The sequence below is a fragment of the Variovorax paradoxus B4 genome, assembly GCF_000463015.1.
Classification (GTDB): Bacteria; Pseudomonadota; Gammaproteobacteria; order Burkholderiales; family Burkholderiaceae_C; genus Variovorax; species Variovorax paradoxus_E.
Window position 1 is genome coordinate 1,065,705 of record NC_022234.1, and the last position, 17,450, is coordinate 1,083,154.

General features: G+C 67.7%; 17 protein-coding genes. 3 read left to right on the forward strand and 14 right to left on the reverse strand.

What is annotated here, in order from left to right; genetic code table 11:
* Window positions 1–16 precede the first annotated feature (16 nt).
* The 6 genes from VAPA_RS32115 to VAPA_RS32140 all read right to left on the reverse strand — a co-directional run bounded on the left by VAPA_RS32115 (window position 17) and on the right by VAPA_RS32140 (window position 6,395).
* A complete protein-coding gene (locus VAPA_RS32115) occupies window positions 17–1,084 on the reverse strand; it encodes a maleylacetate reductase (RefSeq protein ID WP_021004427.1) in 1,068 nt (355 codons plus the stop codon).
* 20 nt (window positions 1,085–1,104) lie between these two features.
* Complete coding sequence (locus tag VAPA_RS32120) at window positions 1,105–2,079, reverse strand: tripartite tricarboxylate transporter substrate binding protein (protein WP_021004428.1); 975 nt, start codon at window positions 2,077–2,079, stop codon at window positions 1,105–1,107.
* 32 nt (window positions 2,080–2,111) lie between these two features.
* Window positions 2,112–3,575 (reverse strand): aldehyde dehydrogenase family protein, encoded by a 1,464-nt coding sequence (locus VAPA_RS32125; protein ID WP_041946907.1) that lies wholly within the window; start codon window positions 3,573–3,575, stop codon window positions 2,112–2,114.
* Window positions 3,576–3,731: 156 nt separating this feature from the next.
* Window positions 3,732–4,739 (reverse strand): hypothetical protein, encoded by a 1,008-nt coding sequence (locus VAPA_RS32130; RefSeq protein ID WP_021004430.1) that lies wholly within the window; start codon window positions 4,737–4,739, stop codon window positions 3,732–3,734.
* 38 nt (window positions 4,740–4,777) lie between these two features.
* On the reverse strand, window positions 4,778–5,287 hold the full coding sequence (locus VAPA_RS32135; protein WP_021004431.1) for a cupin domain-containing protein: 510 nt from the start codon (window positions 5,285–5,287) through the stop codon (window positions 4,778–4,780).
* Between the two features lie 157 nt (window positions 5,288–5,444).
* Window positions 5,445–6,395, reverse strand: a complete 951-nt coding sequence (locus VAPA_RS32140; RefSeq protein ID WP_021004432.1) for a LysR family transcriptional regulator — start codon at window positions 6,393–6,395, stop codon at window positions 5,445–5,447.
* Between the two features lie 175 nt (window positions 6,396–6,570).
* On the opposite strand from VAPA_RS32140, the gene VAPA_RS32145 reads away from it, so the two are divergent.
* Together VAPA_RS32145 and VAPA_RS32150 are read left to right on the forward strand one after the other, a co-directional pair.
* Window positions 6,571–7,575, forward strand: a complete 1,005-nt coding sequence (locus tag VAPA_RS32145) for an alpha/beta fold hydrolase (RefSeq protein ID WP_080667044.1) — start codon at window positions 6,571–6,573, stop codon at window positions 7,573–7,575.
* A gap of 340 nt (window positions 7,576–7,915) precedes the next feature.
* Window positions 7,916–8,701, forward strand: coding sequence for a helix-turn-helix transcriptional regulator (locus VAPA_RS32150; RefSeq protein WP_230559068.1), 786 nt, complete (start codon window positions 7,916–7,918; stop codon window positions 8,699–8,701).
* 15 nt (window positions 8,702–8,716) lie between these two features.
* Here the strand turns inward: VAPA_RS32150 and VAPA_RS32155 are convergent, their stop codons facing one another.
* The gene (locus VAPA_RS32155) at window positions 8,717–10,162 is read right to left on the reverse strand and encodes a catalase (protein WP_021004435.1); all 1,446 of its coding nucleotides are present in this window, start codon (window positions 10,160–10,162) and stop codon (window positions 8,717–8,719) included.
* A gap of 202 nt (window positions 10,163–10,364) precedes the next feature.
* Here VAPA_RS32155 and VAPA_RS32160 point away from each other — a divergent pair, with 202 nt between their 5' ends.
* Window positions 10,365–11,069 carry a YoaK family protein gene (locus VAPA_RS32160; protein ID WP_021004436.1) on the forward strand — a complete coding sequence of 235 codons (705 nt, stop codon included), beginning with the start codon at window positions 10,365–10,367 and terminating at the stop codon, window positions 11,067–11,069.
* A 14-nt stretch (window positions 11,070–11,083) separates the two neighbouring features.
* Here VAPA_RS32160 and VAPA_RS32165 read toward each other — a convergent pair whose 3' ends face one another.
* The 7 genes from VAPA_RS32165 to VAPA_RS32195 are packed head-to-tail and all read right to left on the reverse strand — an operon-like array spanning window position 11,084 to window position 17,387.
* Window positions 11,084–11,392: a GNAT family N-acetyltransferase gene (locus VAPA_RS32165; protein WP_021004437.1), complete on the reverse strand. Its 309-nt coding sequence runs from the start codon at window positions 11,390–11,392 to the stop codon at window positions 11,084–11,086.
* 29 nt (window positions 11,393–11,421) lie between these two features.
* On the reverse strand, window positions 11,422–12,021 hold the full coding sequence (locus tag VAPA_RS32170) for a hypothetical protein (protein ID WP_021004438.1): 600 nt from the start codon (window positions 12,019–12,021) through the stop codon (window positions 11,422–11,424).
* 19 nt (window positions 12,022–12,040) lie between these two features.
* Window positions 12,041–12,862 carry an alpha/beta fold hydrolase gene (locus VAPA_RS32175; protein ID WP_021004439.1) on the reverse strand — a complete coding sequence of 274 codons (822 nt, stop codon included), beginning with the start codon at window positions 12,860–12,862 and terminating at the stop codon, window positions 12,041–12,043.
* A gap of 58 nt (window positions 12,863–12,920) precedes the next feature.
* On the reverse strand, window positions 12,921–13,466 hold the full coding sequence (locus VAPA_RS32180; RefSeq protein WP_021004440.1) for a Dps family protein: 546 nt from the start codon (window positions 13,464–13,466) through the stop codon (window positions 12,921–12,923).
* Between the two features lie 39 nt (window positions 13,467–13,505).
* Window positions 13,506–15,104 carry an MFS transporter gene (locus tag VAPA_RS32185; protein ID WP_021004441.1) on the reverse strand — a complete coding sequence of 533 codons (1,599 nt, stop codon included), beginning with the start codon at window positions 15,102–15,104 and terminating at the stop codon, window positions 13,506–13,508.
* Complete coding sequence (locus VAPA_RS32190; RefSeq protein WP_021004442.1) at window positions 15,097–15,498, reverse strand: DoxX family protein; 402 nt, start codon at window positions 15,496–15,498, stop codon at window positions 15,097–15,099. The genes VAPA_RS32185 and VAPA_RS32190 overlap by 8 nt, the downstream gene beginning before the upstream one ends.
* The gene (locus VAPA_RS32195; protein ID WP_021004443.1) at window positions 15,498–17,387 is read right to left on the reverse strand and encodes an amidohydrolase; all 1,890 of its coding nucleotides are present in this window, start codon (window positions 17,385–17,387) and stop codon (window positions 15,498–15,500) included. Before VAPA_RS32195 ends, VAPA_RS32190 begins: the two co-directional genes overlap by 1 nt.
* Window positions 17,388–17,450: the final 63 nt, after the last annotated feature.

A 17,450-nucleotide genomic window follows, 5' to 3' on the forward strand; every position in this document is an offset into this window, starting at 1 on the left:
TGTGTGCGCTTCGCGGCTAGCCCGGCGGCTCGCCGTCGAAGGCGCGCTGCAGCAGTGCGCGGATCGCGTCGCGTTCGGCCGGGCCGAAGGGCCGCGGGTTCCAGTACGGGTTGGCGACGGCGATGTCGGCCGCGCGGTCGAGGTCGGCGGCACGCATGCCGATGTCCTTGAGTGCCACCGGCGCGCCGTTGTCGCGCGCCAGCGCATGGACAGCCGCCGGTGCCGACGCGCCGCCGAGCGCGCGCGCGATGCGTGCCATGGCACGCGGCGCGGCCGGCGCGTTGAATGCGAGCGCGTGCGGCAGCACCACCGTGTGCACTTCGGCGTGCGGCAGGTTGAAGCTGCCGCCCAGCGTGTGGCACAGCTTGTGGTGCAGGGCCATGCCCACCGCGCCGAGCACGCTGCCGCACAGCCACGCGCCGTAGAGCGCGTCCGAGCGCGCCGCCAGGTCGTCGGGCTGCGCACGGATGGCGGGCAACGCGCGTGCGAGCGCGGCAATGCCCTCCTCGGCCATCAGGTCCATCACCGGATTGCTGTCCTGCGCGTACAGGCCTTCGGCCGCATGCGCGATGGCGTTGATGCCGCTGGTCACGCTCAGGCCCACGGGCAGCGTGCGCGACAGCTCGGGGTCGTAGATCACGGTGCGCGGCAGCACGCGCGGGTCCTTGCCGGTCTTCTTCAGGCCGTTCTCGGTGAGGCCGTAGATCGGCGTCATCTCGCTGCCCGCGTAGGTGGTGGGAATGGCGACGATCGGCAGCCCCGATTCCAGCGCGATGGCCTTGCCCAGCCCGGTGGTAGAGCCGCCGCCGAGCGCCACGGCGCAGTCGGCGCCGACCCGGCGCGCCAGCTCGCGTGCCTCGCGCGCGGTCTCGATGGGCACATGCATCACGGCGCGGTCGAACAGGCCGGCCGCCTGCGCGCCGAGCGAGGCCGCCACGCGCTCGGCCTGCGGCCGCTGCTCGGGCGTGCAGAGCAACAGCGCCCTTTTTGCGCCCAGCGCATCGATCTCGCGCGCCAGGTGGCGCAGCGAACCGGCGCCGAACACCACGCGCTGCGGATGGGTGGTGTGGATGAAGTCGTGCATGGCGCGTTCCTGCCGTCCGTCTATTCCAGGCTCAGGCGACGTTCGCGCACCAGGCGGGCCCACTTGTCCTGCTCGGTGCGCAGCACGGCGGCGAACTGCTCGGGCGTGTTGGCGATGCCCGTCAGGCCCCGTTCGCGCAGCCGCTGCTGGAATGCGGGCTCGGTCACCGCCTTGCGCACCTCGGCCTGCAGCCGGTCGACCACGGCGCGCGGCGTACCGGCCGGGGCGAGCAGGCCGACCCAGGAGTTCACCTCGAAGCCCGGGTAGCCGCTCTCGGCCACGGTCGGCACCTCGGCATAGGCGGACGCGCGCTGCGCGCCGGTCTGCGCCAGGGCGCGCAGCCGGCCGGCGTTGACGTGCGGCTGGGCGAGCACGGCCGAAAGGAACATCATCTCGACCTGTCCGCCCAGCAGGTCCTGCTGGGCCGGGCCGCCGCCGCGGTAGGGAATGTGCGTGACGAAAGTGCCGCTCACGGCCTTGAAGTATTCGGCCGTGAGATGGTTGCTCGACCCCGGGCCGACGCTTGCGTAGTTGAGGCCGCCCGGCTGCGCCTTGAGCAGCCCGATGAAGCGCTGGAAATCCTTGGCCTGGACCTTCGGGTTGACCACCAGCACCAGCGGGTTGCTCGCGACCTGGGTCACGGGCTGCAGGTCCTTCGCGATGTCGAAGCTCAGCTTCGGATAGACCAGCGGATAGGTGGCGTAGCTGTCGAACACCATCAGCAGCGTGTGGCCGTCGGGTGCCGCGCGCGCCACCTCGGCCGCCGCCAGCGTGCCGCCGGCGCCGCTGCGGTTGTCGACGATCACGGTCTGGCCGAGCGCGGCCTGCAGGCGCGGCTGCAGCTGGCGCGCGACGGTGTCGACGATGCCGCCCGGCGGGAAGCCGACGACCAGCCGCACGGGCTTGGCGGGCCAGGCCTGGGGCTGGGCCTGGACGGCGACGCCCAGCAGCAGCATGCAGGCGGCCAGCGCCCGGGAAAGGATCGGAAAGGACATCGTGTGCGCCCGGTGAATTGAAAGGAAAGAAGTCAGCGCACGAAGTGCGGCGGAATCTGCGCGTCGACGTTGACCCACACGCTCTTGACCTGCGTGTACTCGCGCATCGCGTCGAAGCCCATCTCGCGGCCGTAGCCGCTCTGGCCCACGCCGCCGAAGGGCGAGCCGGGGTTCACGCGCTTGTAGCTGTTGATCCAGACCATGCCGGCGTGCAGATCGCGCGCCACCTTGTGGGCGCGCTGCAGGTCGCGGGTCCACAGGCCGCTGCCCAGGCCGTAGTCGGTGCCGTTGGCGATCTGCATCGCCTCCTCGTCGGTCTTGAAGGTGAGCACGGTGACGAAGGGGCCGAACACTTCTTCCTGTGCCACGCGGTCCTTGTACGACTTCGCACGCACCACGGTCGGCGCCACGTAGCAGCCCTGTGCGAGATCGCCGCCGGGCGACTTTCCGCCTGCCAGTACCTCGCCGCCCTGCCCTTGCGCAACCTCGACGTAGCTCAGCACGCGGTCGCGATGCTGGACGCTTGTGAGCGGGCCCATCTCGGTGTTCTCGTCGAGCGGATTGCCCAGGCGGATGGACTGCGCGAGCGCGATGAACTGCTCGAGGAAGGCATCGGCGATCTTCTCGTGCAGCATCAGCCGCGAGCCCGCGATGCAGGCCTGCCCCTGGTTGTGGAAGATGGCCCAGGCGCTGCCGTTCACGGCGGCCTGCAGGTTCGCATCCTCGAACACGATGTTGGGTCCCTTGCCGCCGAGTTCGAGCTGCACTTTTTTCAGATTGCCCGCACTGGCCTGCACGATGCGCCGGCCTGTCGCCGTGCTGCCGGTGAAAGCAATCTTGGCGATCTCCGGATGCTCGGCGATGTACTGGCCCGCGACGCTGCCCAGGCCCGGCAGCATGTTGACCACGCCCGGTGGCAAGCCAGCCTCGGCCATCAGCTCGGCGATGCGCAGCGAGGTGAGCGGCGTGATCTCGGCCGGCTTCATCACGATGCAGTTGCCGGCCGCGAGCGCGGGCGCCATCTTCCAGCTCGTGAACATCAGCGGAAAGTTCCACGGCACCACCTGCCCGACAATGCCGACCGGTTCGCGCAGCGTGTAGTTGAGGAAGCCCTCCTCCACCGGAATGGTCTCGCCCTGGAACTTGTCGGCCATGCCGCCGAAGTAGCGGAAGCACGCCGCCGTGCGCGGCACGTCGAGCCGGCGCGAATCGCGGATCGGGTGGCCGGTGTCGAGCGACTCGAGCCGCGCGAGTTCTTCGCCGTTGGCCTCGATCAGGTCGGCGAGCCTGAGCAGGATGCGGCCGCGGTCGGCGGCAGCCATGCGGCTCCACGCCGGGAACGCACGCTTCGCGGCAGCGACGGCCTTGTCGACGTCGGCCTTGCCTGCGAGCGCGACATGGGCGATGGGCGTGTTGTCGTGCGGATTGAGCGTGGCCAGGGTCTCGCCGGATTCGGCGTCGACGAAGCGGCCGTCGATGAAGAGCTGGTGGCGGATGGGCGTACGCAGGCCTACCGCAGCGGCAATGTCATTGGGCTTCATGTCTTTGCATTTCTCCCTCGCCCCTTGGGGAGAGGGTGGGGGTGAGGGGCGGCGGCGGCACGGACGCCACCCTCACCCCAGCCCTCTCCCGCACGCGGGAGAGGGGGCCATTCAGAACTCGACCGGGATCTCCGGGCTCTCGCCCTTCTGGATCTCGTACACCAGGCTCGGCGAGCCGTTCTCCCACACCAGCAGCATCGAGCGCTTCGGGCTGAAACCCTGGTGGCGGCAGTAGGCGGGCATGGCGGCCATGTCGCCGGCCTTCATGATCACGCGGGCCATGGGCCTGCCGGTGTTCTTGTCGCCGCAATCCCAGTGGATCTCGTCGGTCATCTGGAAGAACCACTCGACGCGGTCGTTGCCGTGGATGATCGGCAGGATGTGCTCCTCGGTCGTCGGGCACATGTAGCTGTGCTTCACCACCGAGGTGAAGCTCGGGTTCCACGTGACCTGCGAGCGGCTCAGGAAGCCGAAGAGGTTGAAGGCGTGCACCTCGTTCTCGAAGCCGGGCTCGGGGTGCAGCTCGGGCTGCGCCTGCGGCACGTCGGCGAAGGCACGATTGACCGGTGCGCCGCGCTCGTCGCTGCGCAGGTCGAGGTCGCCCTTCAGGCCCACGCAGCGCTTGGCCAGTTCGCGCGCCCTCGTGATCTTGGCGGTGTTGTTGCCCTTCTTGCGGCCGTAGGGCGAGCCGGTCTCCTGCGGCGCCGCAAAGGGGTCGAAGGCCTCGTTGGTCCAGTCGTCGAGCATGGCCTCGAAGGTGGCGCGGATCTGCGCGGTCGGAAAGTTCTCGAGCAGGTCGATGCCCGCGTCCTTCATCGTGCCGTTGAAGCTCCCGGCGTAGAGGTCGACCGACTCGTAGTGGTTGACGGTGCCGAATACATCGTCGAAATTGACCCAGCCGTAGAAAAAGCCCCAGGCCACGTCGCGCATCAATGCGCGCAGGTAGCTGCCGGCGTCCATGGTGTGGCTCATCGGGCGACCGTCGCGGGTCTTCCAGCCGATGTGCACGAAATACTCGTCGCGGCGGAAGCTGAAGCTGCCGAGCGAGAAATCCTTGTAGCCGAGCGTGGCGTCGGGCTGGGACGCGATCACCTTGGCGAGTTCAGCGGGTGCGTTCATGGTGTGTGGCTCCTGGTGCGGTTGGTTCGGCGTTGGCTTCAATGGGCCTGGCAAATCTCGGTCCACTTCTCTACCGAGAGCTCGCCCTTGCAGCTCTGCAAGACGATCACGCCCGGATCGCCGGCGCTGCGGAACTGGTAGGCGGTGTTCTTCGGCAGCAGGCCCTGGTGGCCGCGCGAGAGCTTCATCCAGCCCATCTTCCTGCCCTGGGGCTCGCCCTTCACGAGCACCGCGCCGTTCTTCTCCTTGTCGGCGACCGTCTGGCTCGCGTCGAGCTGCACGAGGTGCACCTCGACATCGCCGTCCATCACCAGCGCGAACTCGTCGTGCGCACAGGTGTACCAGGGCGAGGTGCCCTCGGCGCGCAGGGTCTCGAGCACGTAGATCTGGTTCTGGCCGAACACGACCTTCTCGTACGGCCGGCTGATGCTGGCGATCTCGAAGCAGTTGGAGAACGCGTAGTGGCGCACGTCGTCGTCGATCGGCTCGACGTGGCCCTTTTCGTAGTGCTTGAGCGACCCGAAGCGGGTCTGGTAGGCAACGGTCATGGATGTCTCCTGAGGTGCTGGACGATGCAGCGTGGCGCTGCGATGTACGCACTGTAGGAAACGCGCGGCGACGGCGGTAGACCCGAAACGCGGGCCGCATTGTTCGGCAAATCCGTTCAATGCGCAGGGTTTACCCCTGGAACGGACTGCGTTCGCCTCAGGCGTCCCAGATCAGGCTGGGCGGCAGCAGGCCCCGTTCGATCATGGCCGCGTCCCACGGCGGCACCTTGGAGAAGGCGTGGGTCAGGTGCTCGATGAAGAGCCGCAGCTTGAACGCATTGCGCGACGTGCCCGCATAGACCGCGCTGAGCGAGAACGACGACAGCTGGTGCGCCGGCAGCACCACCTCCAGCTCGCCGCGCAGGATCGCTTCGCCAGCCACCAGCGTCGGCAGGCAGACGATGCCGGCATGCTCCATGGCGTATTCCCGCAGCAGGTGGACGCTGTTGGTGAGCAGTGCGGCGCTCATGTACATCGTCACCTGCTCGCCGCCGTGGTGGAAGGTCCAGCGGTCGCGCGTCGGGTAGCCCGAGTACAGGCCGAGCGTGTGCTTGTGCAGCTCGCGCGGGCTCGCGGGCCGGCCGTGCGCGCGCAGGTAGTCGGGCGTGGCGCAGAACACCCGGCGCACCGGAAACAGCGGCCGCGACACCAGCTCGGTCGACGCCGCCGGAAAGATCTGCAGCGCGCAGTCCACCCCCGCCTTCACCGGATCGACCACCGCGTCGCTCACGATGAGTTCGAGGTGGATGTCGGGAAAGCTCGACTGAAAGGTCCGCAGCAGCGTGGCGAAATGCCCGAGCACGAAGCCGGTGAGCGCATGCACGCGCAAGGTGCCGGTGGGCCCGTCCTTGGCGTCTCGCATCTGGTCCAGGATGTCGTTGGCCCGCCCGACCAGCTCGACGCAGTCGCGCAGGAAGGCCTGCCCGACGTCGCTGAGCCGCACCACGCGCGTGCTGCGGTGGAACAGCGGCGCGCCGACGTGGTCTTCCAGCTGCTTCACGCGGCTGGTCACCACGGACTTCGAGATCCGCAGCTGGCGTGCGGCCTCGGCGAAGCTCTGGGTCTGCGCGACCCGTACGAAGGTCTCAATGTTTTCGAGGCGGTCCATGGCGCATGCAATGTAGCGCTTCTGTGGCGGTGCGCCGTCGGCCGGATCTTCGCACGTGGCTGACCGCCGCCCTCCGCACAAACAGACAACGGAGTGTTAAATCGTGCAAGCCAGTTCAACCGGTGATGCGTAGGCTCGTCTGCGGCCTCCAGACCATTCCAATCACCCCTTGACCATGGCACTTGAATCAGACCCCTCCGACACCCTCCCTCCCCTCCCTTCCCGGCGGCAACTGCTCGTCACCGGGGCCGGCATGGTCGCCGCTGCCGGGATGCCGTTCGTGGCAAGCGCCGCCGACCCACTCCCCAGCGGCGCTCGTGCGACGCATCCAACACCACCCAAGAAAGGAACGAAAACCATGAGCACCATCACCACCAGGGACGGCACGCAGATCTACTACAAGGACTGGGGCAGCGGGCAACCCGTTGTCTTCTCGCACGGCTGGCCGCTGAGCGCGGACGACTGGGACGGCCAGATGCTGTTCTTCCTGCGCCAGGGATATCGGGTCATCGCGCACGACCGTCGCGGGCACGGGCGCTCGAGCCAGGGCTCGACCGGCCACGACATGGATCACTATGCCGACGACCTGGCGGCGCTGACGGAAGCGCTCGATCTGCGCAAGGCAATCCACGTTGGCCACTCGACCGGCGGCGGCGAAGTCGCACGCTACATCAGCCGGCACGGCAGCAAGCGGGTAGCCAAAGCCGTGCTCATCAGCTCGGTGCCCCCGCTGATGGTCAAGACCGCAGCCAATCCCAATGGCGTGCCCATCGAGGTGCTGGATGGCATTCGTGCGGCGGTCGCCAGCAACAGGCCGCAGTTCTTCAAGGACTTCACGCTGCCGTTCTACGGCTTCAACCGTCCCGGTGCGAAGATTTCGGAAGGCATTCGTGAGCACTGGTGGCAACAGGGCATGATGGGCTCCGTGCAGGCCCACTACGACGGTATCAAGGCGTTCTCGGAAACCGACTTCACCGAGGACCTGAAGAAGATGGACGTGCCGACGCTGGTGATGCACGGTGACGACGACCAGGTCGTGCCGATCGGGATCTCGAGCCAGTTGACCGCGAAGATCATCAAGAATGCCACCTTGAAGGTCTACCCTGGGCTGCCGCACGGCATGTGCGCAACCCATGCCGACCTGATCAACCCCGATCTGCTCGCATTCTTCAAGAGCTGAGATCGCGGGGGCCGAACCGCAGGAGGCGGCCAAGGCCTCCTGCCATCGCGATCGACTCCGTGCAAATATTCAAGAAAGCGTTCAAACTTTCTATCGGCAATCATTGCGAAAGCCGCAAATGGACGTTCGCCAACTCCCGTTCCACACCTGTCCGCCCATGCATGCCGAAAGCGACCATTCCGCAAAAAGCAGGAACATGCCCCCGGCGGCCCAGGAAGCTCCTGCGTCGCGGCAGCCCGATTCCGCCCCAAAGGACACGCTGGGGTGCATGTCCAGCCATCTGCGAAGAGACCAGGGCCTCCGTGCGAACGGGGTCGATATCCATCGCAAGACAATGGACATGCACCAACTCCACCACGTGCAAACGGAGGCCAGCGCCCGCGGTGTGCTGCTTGGCATCTCGATGCGCGACGGTCACAGCCGGCGCATTCTCGACGGGCACCGCGCCTCGTGCCACGATTTCGACAAGGGGTCGATCTACATTCGAAGCTTCTCGGATCGCTATCGCGCGGACATCCGGCGCCCATTCGACTTCGTGCTGCTCGAGATATCGCCCGCCAGCCTCGAGCGCGCCATCGAGGAAAAGGAGGGCAAGCGCGTCGGCAGCCTCGCCTACGTGGCGGGTGTCCGGGACGAGGTGCTTCTCAATCTTGCGTGTGCGCTGACGCCGGCGCTCGAGCACCCCGCCAGCGCGAGCATGCTGTTCGTCGACCAGTTGAGCGTGGCCATGACGAGCTATCTCGTCGAAACCTACGGCGGCGCAGCGGCGGCGGCACCCAGAACCAACCGGCTCCTGTCGCGCTCGCACGAGGCACGCGCAAAGGAAATGTTGCGCAGCAAGATCGAAGGCAGCATCTCGATCACCGAGATTGCCGACGCCTGCGGCCTGTCACGCAGCTATTTCATTCACGCCTTCCGCGAGACCACCGGGTACACGCCCCATCAATGGTTGATCGCACAGCGGCTGGAGCATGCTCGCGCACTTCTCACGGACTTCGACATGCCGCTGGCGGACGTCGCGGCGGCTTGCGGTTTTGCCGATCAAAGCCACTTCACCCGCGTCTTCGCTCAGCATTCCGGCGCCCCGCCAGGCATTTGGCGGCGCAGGATGCGGATCGGGAGCTAGGCCGGGCGCACCCGGCTAAAGGCCGAGCCGGTCTGCCACGCCCTGGCCCAGCGAGTTGTCGACAAGCCGGAAATGCGCGATCTGGCGCCGCTGAATGGCCTCGGGCACGCCGGCCATCGATCTCGCGATGTTCTCGTAGAGCCGCTGCCTGTGGCCACCGTCCATGCTGCGGTACAAGACCGCCGCCTGCGCATGGTCCCCGAGCCCCTGGCGATCGTCGAAGCGCATGGCGTCGCCCTCCAGGGGCAGCGGCGGCTCGGCAAGCGTGCGGTCGGGGCGCGGTCCGCCGAACGAGTTCGGCTCGTAGTAGGCATCGGTCCGAGCCGGAACATCCAGCCGCATTGCGCCGTCCGCATGATAGGTATGCACCGGCGACCGCGGCCGATTCACCGGCAAGGCCTCGTGATGCGTACCCACGCGGTAGCGCTGCGCGTCGGCATAGGCCAGCAGTCGCCCCTGCAGCAGCTTGTCGGGCGAGAAGCAGATGCCGGGCACGATGTTGGCGGGATTGAAGGTGGCTTGCTCCACCTGCGCGAAGTAGTTGTCCGGATTGGCGTCGAGCTCGAGAGTGCCGACCTCGACGAGCGGAAACTCCCGCTGCGGCCAGACCTTGGTCGCGTCGAAGGGGTTGAACGGCAGCTGCGCCGCCTGCGCCTCGCTCATCACCTGAATCTGCAGCGACCAGCGCGGGAGCTCGCCCCGTTCGATGCAATCGAACAGATCGCGCTGCGCGCTTTCGCGGTCGTCGGCGATCACCTCGCGGGCCTGCGCGTTTGTCAGGCAGCGAATGCCCTGTAGCGTCCGGAGATGGAACTTGACCCACACCCGTTCATTGGCCGCGTTGACCAGCCCGAAAGCATGCGCACCGTAGCCGTGCATGTGGCGAAAGCCTGCCGGCAGGCCCCGGTCGGAGAACAGCATCACGATCTGGTGCAGGCTCTCGGGCGACAGCGACCAGAAGTCCCAGATCGCCGTGGGCGAGCGCAGGTGCCTGACCGGATGCCGCTTCAGGGCCCGTACCAGGTCGGGAAATTTCTGCGGATCGCGGATACAGGCGACCGGCAGGTGGCTGCCGACCAGGTCCCAGTTGCCTTCTTCTGTGTATGCCTTGAGGGCGAAACCGCGCAGGTCGCGCTCCGCGTCGGCGCAGCCCTGCTCGCCTGTCAGCACCGAGAACCGGACCAGCACTGGCGTGCATTGCCCCGGCTGGAGCACCCGTGCACGCGTGTGGCGCGAGATGTCGCCCGTGATTCGCAGTGTGCCGAAGGCGGCCGCGCCCTTGGCATGCAACACCCGTTCCGGAATGCGCTCGCGCGCCATGTAGGCCAGCTTCTCGCTCATCTGGTAGTCCTGCCGCAGGATCGGCCCGCGCGGGCCCGCAGTGATCGAATTCTGGCTGTCCGCGACGGGTGCGCCGCTCGTCGTGGTCAAGGTGGGTGGCCTGCTGTGGGGTTGGGTCATGAAATTCTTGCTGCGTGATGTCTCGGCGGGATGTGTACCGCGCCGACGCGCGCATGTCTTGAACAAGAGTCGCCCCCCTTGAACTCCGGGGGTGCGCACGAATGTGCAAAGCAGCCGCCAAGCCGACAAGACGGCAGGCGCGGGATCGCGCACCATGGGCGCGGCATTCCTATCCCATTCCTCTGCGCGTGAAGGTCACCCCATGAAACCCTCTCTCCCCTTGCTCATGAGCCTCAACGGCGGCTTCGTGGACACCGCCGGCTTCCTGGCGCTGCAGGGCCTGTTCACGGCCCATGTCACGGGCAACTTCGTGACCATCGGCGCGGCGCTGGTGCATGGCACCTCGGGCGCGTTGACCAAGCTGGTCGCATTGCCGGTGTTCTGCTCCGTGGTGATCCTCGCGCGATGGCTCGGCCAGGGGCTGCCCGCCGTCGGCCTGCCGGTGCTGCGCACGATGCTGGTGCTCAAGATGCTGCTGCTGGCGGCCGGCGCTGCCTTCGCCATCGGGTATGGGCCCTTCAAGGACAGCGACAGCGGCCTCGCGATGCTCACGGGCATGGCGTTGGTTTCGGCCATGGCAATCCAGAATGCCGTGCACCGGCTGCATCTGGGCAGCGCCCCGCCGACCACGCTCATGACCGGAACGACCACGCAGGTGATGATCGATATCGCCGATCTGCTGCGTGGCCTGCCTCCGGAAGAGGCAACCGTTGCGCGCGCCCGGTTGCGGCGCATGGCGAGCAGCGTGGCCGTGTTCGCCGCGGGCTGCGCCGCCGCCGCGCTCATCTACAACCGGGTGAACGTCTGGTGCTTCGCGGTGCCGCCGGTGCTGGCCGCCTGCGCCGTGGTGCTTCAACGCAGCACACGCGAGGGTGAGGCCGCCCAACCGGCCGGTTCTCACCGCTGAAGGTACTGGCCGCCTCAAAGACCGAGCAAGGTGCGGCCTTCATCGGCCAGCAGGTCGTGCGTCTCCGGATGCGAGCGCATGTAGGCCGCAAACACGGGGCATTTTGGAATGACGCGCAGGCCGCGCTCGCGCGCGGAGGCCAGGCCCGCGAGCACCAGCTGCCTGGCCACGCCCTGGCCCTGCAGTGCCTCGGGCACCAGGGTGTGGACGAAAGTGATGACGTCGCCCGACAGGGTGTAGATCGCGACCGCGCGCTCGCCTTGCGACGCGAACTCGAAACGGTGCTTCGACGGGTTGTCTTGAACGGAAGGAGGCGTGGTCATGAAGAGGGTCTCGAGTAGGAGAGGAAACGTCAGTGCATGCGCCGCAGACGCCGCACGGTTGGGGACGTGGCCGCATCGGCCTTGGCAGTGTTCCCGAAGCGATGGACCAGGTGGGCACAGATCGCGATCGCCAGATGCTCGCTGGCCGCCGAGCTTGCGCGCCGCGGTCCATCGAGCAAGGCCAGCACCGCCGCACCCAGGCTTCCCATGACCGGATCGACCAACCCCGGGGGGCAGGCAATGCCGCTCACGCGCGCCAGGCCCGCCGCATCGGTCACGGCATCCACCAGTGCGCGCGGCACGTAGAAGTGAAGGGCATCCAGCGGACTGCCCAGGTAGCTCGCCACCTCGTCGCGCAAGTCGACGATGCTGATCGCTCCGGGCACATAGCCGCGCACCACCGAAGGCCGGCCCCGCACCCAGAGCTCGTGGTGGCCTACACCGACCAAGTGCAGCGTCACGACAAACGCATCCTCGGGCGGGATCTCCTGCTTCATGCCCAGCTGGTCGGGCTGGCAGGTGATGCGCGTGGCAACGAAGGGGGTCTTCGGCGCTGGCAGCATGACGAGCGCGGGCACGGAAGGCAGCTCGAAGTACCGTCCCAGGAGGTCGCCGTAAGCGCCTTGCATGCCCGCTGCCAGCGAACGCTCAGGCTTGAATGAACGCGAGCAGATCGGCGTTCACCTGGTCCTTGTGGGTGGTGCAGGTGGCGTGCGGCGCGCCGGCGTAGACCTTGAGCTGGCTGCCCTCGATCATCTCGGCCGCGAGCTTGGCCGTGGCCTCGATGGGCACGACCTGGTCATCGTCGCCGTGGATCACGAGCGTAGGCACGTCGATCCTGGCCATGTCGGGGCGGAAGTCGGTTTCGGAGAACGCGGTCACGCAGTCGAGGGTGGCCTTGATCGAGGCCTGCAGCGCGATCTGCAGCGTCTGCTTGAAGACGCCTTGCGACACCTTGGCGCCGGGGCGGTTGGTGCCGTAGAAGAGCGTGCTGAAGTCGTCGAGGAACTGCGCACGATCGGCGGCCAGCCCGGCGCGGATGCCTGCGAATACCGAGGCGTCGGGCCCCACGGGATGGTCGGGCGTCTTCATGAACAGCGGCGTCACGGCGCTGATGAGCGCGAGCTTGGCCACGCGTGCGCTGCCCTTGCGCGCGATGTAGCGCGTCACGTCGCCGCCGCCCATCGAGAAGCCCGCGAGGATCACGTCCTTCAGGTCGAGCTTCTCGATCAGCTCGGCGATGTCGTCGGCGAAGGTGTCGTAGTCGTAGCCGGTCCACGGCTGGCTCGAGCGGCCGAAGCCGCGGCGGTCGAACGCGATTGCGCGGTAGCCGCGTTCCGCGAAGAACAGCATCTGGGCGTCCCACATGTCGGCGCTGAGCGGCCAGCCGTGGCTGAACAGAATGGGCTGGCCCGAGCCCCAGTCCTTGTAGTAGAGCTCGGTGCCGTCGCGCAATGTGAGTGTGGTCATGATTCTTAGATAGTGGAGTGGAGGGAGAGAAAGAAGCGGTGCCGGAAGGCTGGCATGCTCAGCTCTGGCGCACCGATTCGAAGAGGAACCACGTGCGCTGCTCGGCCTCGTCGATCCAGTTCTCCAGCAAGCTGGCGGTGGCCACGTCGCCGTACTCGTCGCACACCCCGTGCGTGGCGCGCATGAAGCCGGCCAGGCGCTGGTTGTCCTCCCGGAGCTCGGCCAGCATGCCGATGGGGGTCACGAAGTCGGCGTCGTTGTCCGACAGGCGCTGCAGACGTGCGGCATGGCCGGTCGAGCGCAGCGTGGTGCCGCCGACCTTGCGCACACGCTCGGCAATGGGGTCGACGGTGGCAAAGATCTGGTCGGCCTGTTCATCGAGCAGCAGGTGGTAGTCGCGGAACGACGGGCCCGACATGTGCCAGTGGAAGTTCTTGGTCTTGAAGTACAGCGCGAACACATCGGCCAGCAGCACGTTGAGTGACGCGGAGATGTCGCGCGTGGCGTCCGCACCGAGGTCGCTCGGGGTGTGCAGCGGCGCCTGGCGCCGGGCCTTGGTGTTCTTGACGGCTTTGGCGGTCTTGGCGGTCTTGGGGTTGGCCATGTGTTTCCTTGAAGATTGGCTGGCGGGCACAGGAGAAAGTCAGATGGAAAGGAAGTGATGCACCTCGGGCTTGCCGGGCCCCATGTGGAAGCGCACGGCTTCGTTCTGCAGGTCGGCATCGGCAAGCGACACGCGGTGGTGCTGGCGCAGATGCTCGGCCCAGGATTCGACGAGGAACCACTCCATCACGCGCTCGGGGTCGCCGGTGTGTTCGGTCACGCCCCACGCGTAGGCGCCGTCGCGGCGGCGCTCCAGCGACAGCCGCTTCATCGCGTCGAGAAACGCCGGGCGGTCTTCCTTGCGGATGCGGTACTCGACCTGCACCATCACCGGGCCGCGGTCGTGCGCGATGGGCTCGGCAACCAGCGGCTCGGGCCAATGGTTCGAGGCCTGCAGGTCCGACTCGCCCGTGGGCAGGCGCGCGCGGTGGAACAACAGGGCCACGATCACCAGGCCGACGGCACCGGCCACCAGCGTGTACGGCACGCCGATCTCCTGTGCGACCAGGCCCCAGCCCAGGCTGCCGGCCGCCATCGCGCCGTTGAACACCGTGAGGTACACAGCCAGGCCGCGCCCGCGCACCCAGTTCGGCAGGATGGATTGCGCCACGCCGTTGAGCGTGGTGAGCGCAATGATCCAGCCCAGGCCCAGCAGCAACAGCAGCAGCACGGCCAGCCACTTGGGCGGCGCAAACACCAGCGCGGCCATCACCGCGGCGGTGATCACCGAGGCCAGCAGCACGAGCCCGTCTGCATCCAGCCGTGCGCGCAGCCGCGGCATGACCAACGCACCGGCGATGGCGCCCGCGCCCACCGCACCCAACAGCACGCCGTAGAAGCCGGCCGTTCCGCCGAGCATCTGGCGCGCCACCAGCGGCAGCAGGGCCCAGACCGAGCTGGCGAACAGAAAGAACACAGCCGCGCGCAGCAGCACGCGGTGCAGCTCGCGGCTGGCACGCGTGTAGCGCAGGCCGGCGCGGAAGGCGCCCAGGAAGTTCTCCGACAGGCCGCTGTCCACCGCGGCGGGGCGCTTCCACCAGAGCAGCGCGGCAATGACGAACGCATAGCTGAGCACGTCGGCGCCGTAGGTCACGGCGGCACCGAAGCTCGCGAGGATCAGCCCGCCCGCGGCCGGCCCGATGGAGCGCGCAATGTTGATGCCCAGCGAGTTCAGCGCTACCGCGTTCTTGAGGTCGGCGCGTGGCACCAGCTCCGGCACGATCGACTGCCACGTCGGCCCCATCAGCGCAGCGCCGATGCCGCCGACGAAGGTCAGCGCAATCAGGTACTCGACGGTGAGCGCGCCGGTGTGCGAGAGCACCAGCAGCGTGCCGCTGACGCTGGCCAGCACCAGCTGCACGAAGATCAGGAAGCGCCGCCGGTCGAGGATGTCGGAGAGCACCCCGGCCGGAATCGCGAGCAGGAAGATCGGCAGCGTGGCCGCGGTCTGGATCAGCGCCACTGCCGTGGGACTGGCCGACAGGTCGGTCACCAGCCACGAGCTGGCCACGTCGCGCATGAAGCTGCCGATGTTGCCAAGCACGGTGGCGGTCCACAGCACGGCAAAAACCGGCTGGCGCAAGGGCGCGAAGCTTCCGGTCGACCGCACGGCCTTGGCGGCACCGGCGAGATCAGCCATTCGCGCGCTCCTTCAGGTCATGCCAGGCCACCAGGAGAAAACCGCCGACCAGGCCCAGATGTTCGAAGAAGGAGTTCGCCGCCATGAAGCGCTCGGGCTGCGGCATCTCCCAGAAGCGAAGCGCCACGAAGGTCGCCATCAGCGTGAAGCCGCCCAGCGCCAGCGCGCCGAGCCAGCGGTAGAAGCCCGTGAGGATGAGCGCCGCGGCGCCGAGCTCCAGCACGATCACCGCCACCGCCAGCGGTGCCGCGGGAGACAGGCCGAAGTGGTTCATCTCGGCAATGGCCGCGTTGAAGTCCATCGCCTTGTTGAGCCCGCCCTGCAGGTAGGCCGCGCACAGCAGCAGCAGGGCGATCCAGCGCACGGCAGGCGAGGTGGTCCAGCGCGTCGCCATCACACCGCCCAGCAGGCGCAGCCGAGCGCGCCCCAGAAGCTCTTGAGGTCGGCGATCGGCAGCTTGCTGCTCCAGGCCGTCGCGTGCTGGTGCCCGTGCACGTTGCAGTCGTTGGCGCAGGCGCAGGACATGGCCGCTTGGCGCATCGCCTTTTGCAGCGGCGCGCCCTCGGCATCGCCCCAGCCGCCATAGCCGCCGAAGCGGCGCACCGGCGACCAGTCGGGCATGGCCGGAGGCGGCGCGCCTTCGTCGTGCGACTGGAACGGCCCCGCGGCGTACACCACCTTGCCGCCGACCATGGTCAAGAGCGCCGTGGTATCGGCAATCTCCGATTCCGGGCAGGCGAAGAAGTCGCGGTCGGGCACCATCAGGTCGGCCAGCATGCCGGCTTCGATGCGGCCCTTCCTGCCGACCTCGTTGGAGAACCAGGTCACGTTCTCGGTCCACATGCGCAGTGCGCCTTCGCGGTCGAGGCAGTTGCGCTGCGGGTAGAGCTGCATGCCGCCGACGGTCTTGCCGGTGACCAGCCACGACAGCGACACCCAGGGGTTGTACGAGGCGACGCGCGTCGCGTCGGTGCCGGCCGATACCTTCACGCCCTTCTCGAGCATGCGCTTGACCGGCGGCGTGGCCTCGGCCGCGCCGGCACCGTAGCGCTCCACGAAATATTCGCCCTGGTAGGCCATGCGGTGCTGCACCGCGATGCCGCCGCCCAGGGCGGCGATGCGGTCGATCGATTTCTCGGAGATGGTCTCGCAATGGTCGAAGAACCAGTTCAGGCCCGCGAGCGGCGTGTCGCGGTTGACCTTCTCGAACACGTCGAGCGCGCGGTCGATGGTCTCGTCGTAGGTGGCATGCAGGCGCCATGGCCACTTGTTCTGCACCAGCACGCGCACCACCTCTTCCAGCTCGCCTTCCATCTCGGGCGCCATGTCCGGGCGCGGCTGGCGGAAGTCCTCGAAGTCGGCGGCCGAGAACACCAGCATCTCGCCCGCGCCGTTGTGGCGGAAGTAGTCGTCGCCCTGCTTGTACTTCGACGTGGCGGTCCAGTTGAGAAAGTCCTGCTTCTCCTGCTTGGGCTTCTGCGTGAACAGGTTGTAGGCCAGGCGGATGGTGAGCTGGCCGGCATCGGCCAGCTGCTGGATCACCTGGTAGTCCTCGGGAAAATTCTGGAAGCCGCCGCCCGCATCGATGGCGCCGGTCACGCCCAGGCGGTTGAGCTCGCGCATGAAGTGGCGCGTGGAATTGAGCTGGTATTCGAAAGGCAGCTTCGGGCCCTTGGCCAGGGTGGCGTAGAGGATCGACGCATTCGGCTTGGCCAGCAGCAAGCCGGTCGGGTTGCCGGCCGCATCGCGCACGATCTCGCCTCCGGGCGGCGCGGGCGTGTCCTTGGTGTAGCCCACGGCGCGCAGCGCCGCGCCGTTGAGCAGCGCACGGTCGTACAGGTGCAGCAGGAACACCGGCGTGTCGGGTGCCACCCCATTGAGTTCTTCGATGGTCGGCAGGCGCTTTTCCACGAACTGGTGCTCGGTGAAGCCGCCCACCACGCGCACCCATTGCGGCGCGGGCGTGATGGCCACCTGGCGCTTGAGCATCGCCATGGCGTCGGCCAGGCTGCGCACGCCGTCCCACCGCAATTCGAGGTTGAAGTTGAGGCCGCCGCGAATGATGTGCAGGTGGTTGTCGATGAGGCCCGGCAGCACGCGCTTGCCCTGCAGGTCCACCACGCGGGTGCCGCTGCCGACCAGGGGCAGCACGTCTTCGCTGCGGCCCACGCGCAGGAAGCGGCCATCCTTGATGGTCACGGCACTCGCCGTGGGATTGGCGCGGTCCAGCGTGGTGAAGCGGCCGTTGTGCAGGATCAGGTCGGGGGCGGCGGTACCAGCCATGTCGGGTCTCCTTTGGGTGGTTTGCGCGCTTGCCGTTCCGGCAAGGGCGGCGGCGCCGAGCGT

What these genes read in the sequence shown, in the direction of transcription:
- VAPA_RS32115 (WP_021004427.1), bottom strand. Translation starts at nt 1,084, where the DNA reads ATGCACGACTTCATCCACACCACCCATCCGCAGCGCGTGGTGTTCGGC.
- VAPA_RS32120 (WP_021004428.1), bottom strand. Translation starts at nt 2,079, where the DNA reads ATGTCCTTTCCGATCCTTTCCCGGGCGCTGGCCGCCTGCATGCTGCTG.
- VAPA_RS32130 (WP_021004430.1), bottom strand. Translation starts at nt 4,739, where the DNA reads ATGAACGCACCCGCTGAACTCGCCAAGGTGATCGCGTCCCAGCCCGAC.
- VAPA_RS32135 (WP_021004431.1), bottom strand. Translation starts at nt 5,287, where the DNA reads ATGACCGTTGCCTACCAGACCCGCTTCGGGTCGCTCAAGCACTACGAA.
- VAPA_RS32140 (WP_021004432.1), bottom strand. Translation starts at nt 6,395, where the DNA reads ATGGACCGCCTCGAAAACATTGAGACCTTCGTACGGGTCGCGCAGACC.
- VAPA_RS32145 (WP_080667044.1), top strand. Translation starts at nt 6,571, where the DNA reads ATGGCACTTGAATCAGACCCCTCCGACACCCTCCCTCCCCTCCCTTCC.
- VAPA_RS32150 (WP_230559068.1), top strand. Translation starts at nt 7,916, where the DNA reads ATGCACCAACTCCACCACGTGCAAACGGAGGCCAGCGCCCGCGGTGTG.
- VAPA_RS32155 (WP_021004435.1), bottom strand. Translation starts at nt 10,162, where the DNA reads ATGACCCAACCCCACAGCAGGCCACCCACCTTGACCACGACGAGCGGC.
- VAPA_RS32160 (WP_021004436.1), top strand. Translation starts at nt 10,365, where the DNA reads ATGAAACCCTCTCTCCCCTTGCTCATGAGCCTCAACGGCGGCTTCGTG.
- VAPA_RS32165 (WP_021004437.1), bottom strand. Translation starts at nt 11,392, where the DNA reads ATGACCACGCCTCCTTCCGTTCAAGACAACCCGTCGAAGCACCGTTTC.
- VAPA_RS32170 (WP_021004438.1), bottom strand. Translation starts at nt 12,021, where the DNA reads ATGCAAGGCGCTTACGGCGACCTCCTGGGACGGTACTTCGAGCTGCCT.
- VAPA_RS32175 (WP_021004439.1), bottom strand. Translation starts at nt 12,862, where the DNA reads ATGACCACACTCACATTGCGCGACGGCACCGAGCTCTACTACAAGGAC.
- VAPA_RS32180 (WP_021004440.1), bottom strand. Translation starts at nt 13,466, where the DNA reads ATGGCCAACCCCAAGACCGCCAAGACCGCCAAAGCCGTCAAGAACACC.
- VAPA_RS32185 (WP_021004441.1), bottom strand. Translation starts at nt 15,104, where the DNA reads ATGGCTGATCTCGCCGGTGCCGCCAAGGCCGTGCGGTCGACCGGAAGC.
- VAPA_RS32190 (WP_021004442.1), bottom strand. Translation starts at nt 15,498, where the DNA reads ATGGCGACGCGCTGGACCACCTCGCCTGCCGTGCGCTGGATCGCCCTG.
- VAPA_RS32195 (WP_021004443.1), bottom strand. Translation starts at nt 17,387, where the DNA reads ATGGCTGGTACCGCCGCCCCCGACCTGATCCTGCACAACGGCCGCTTC.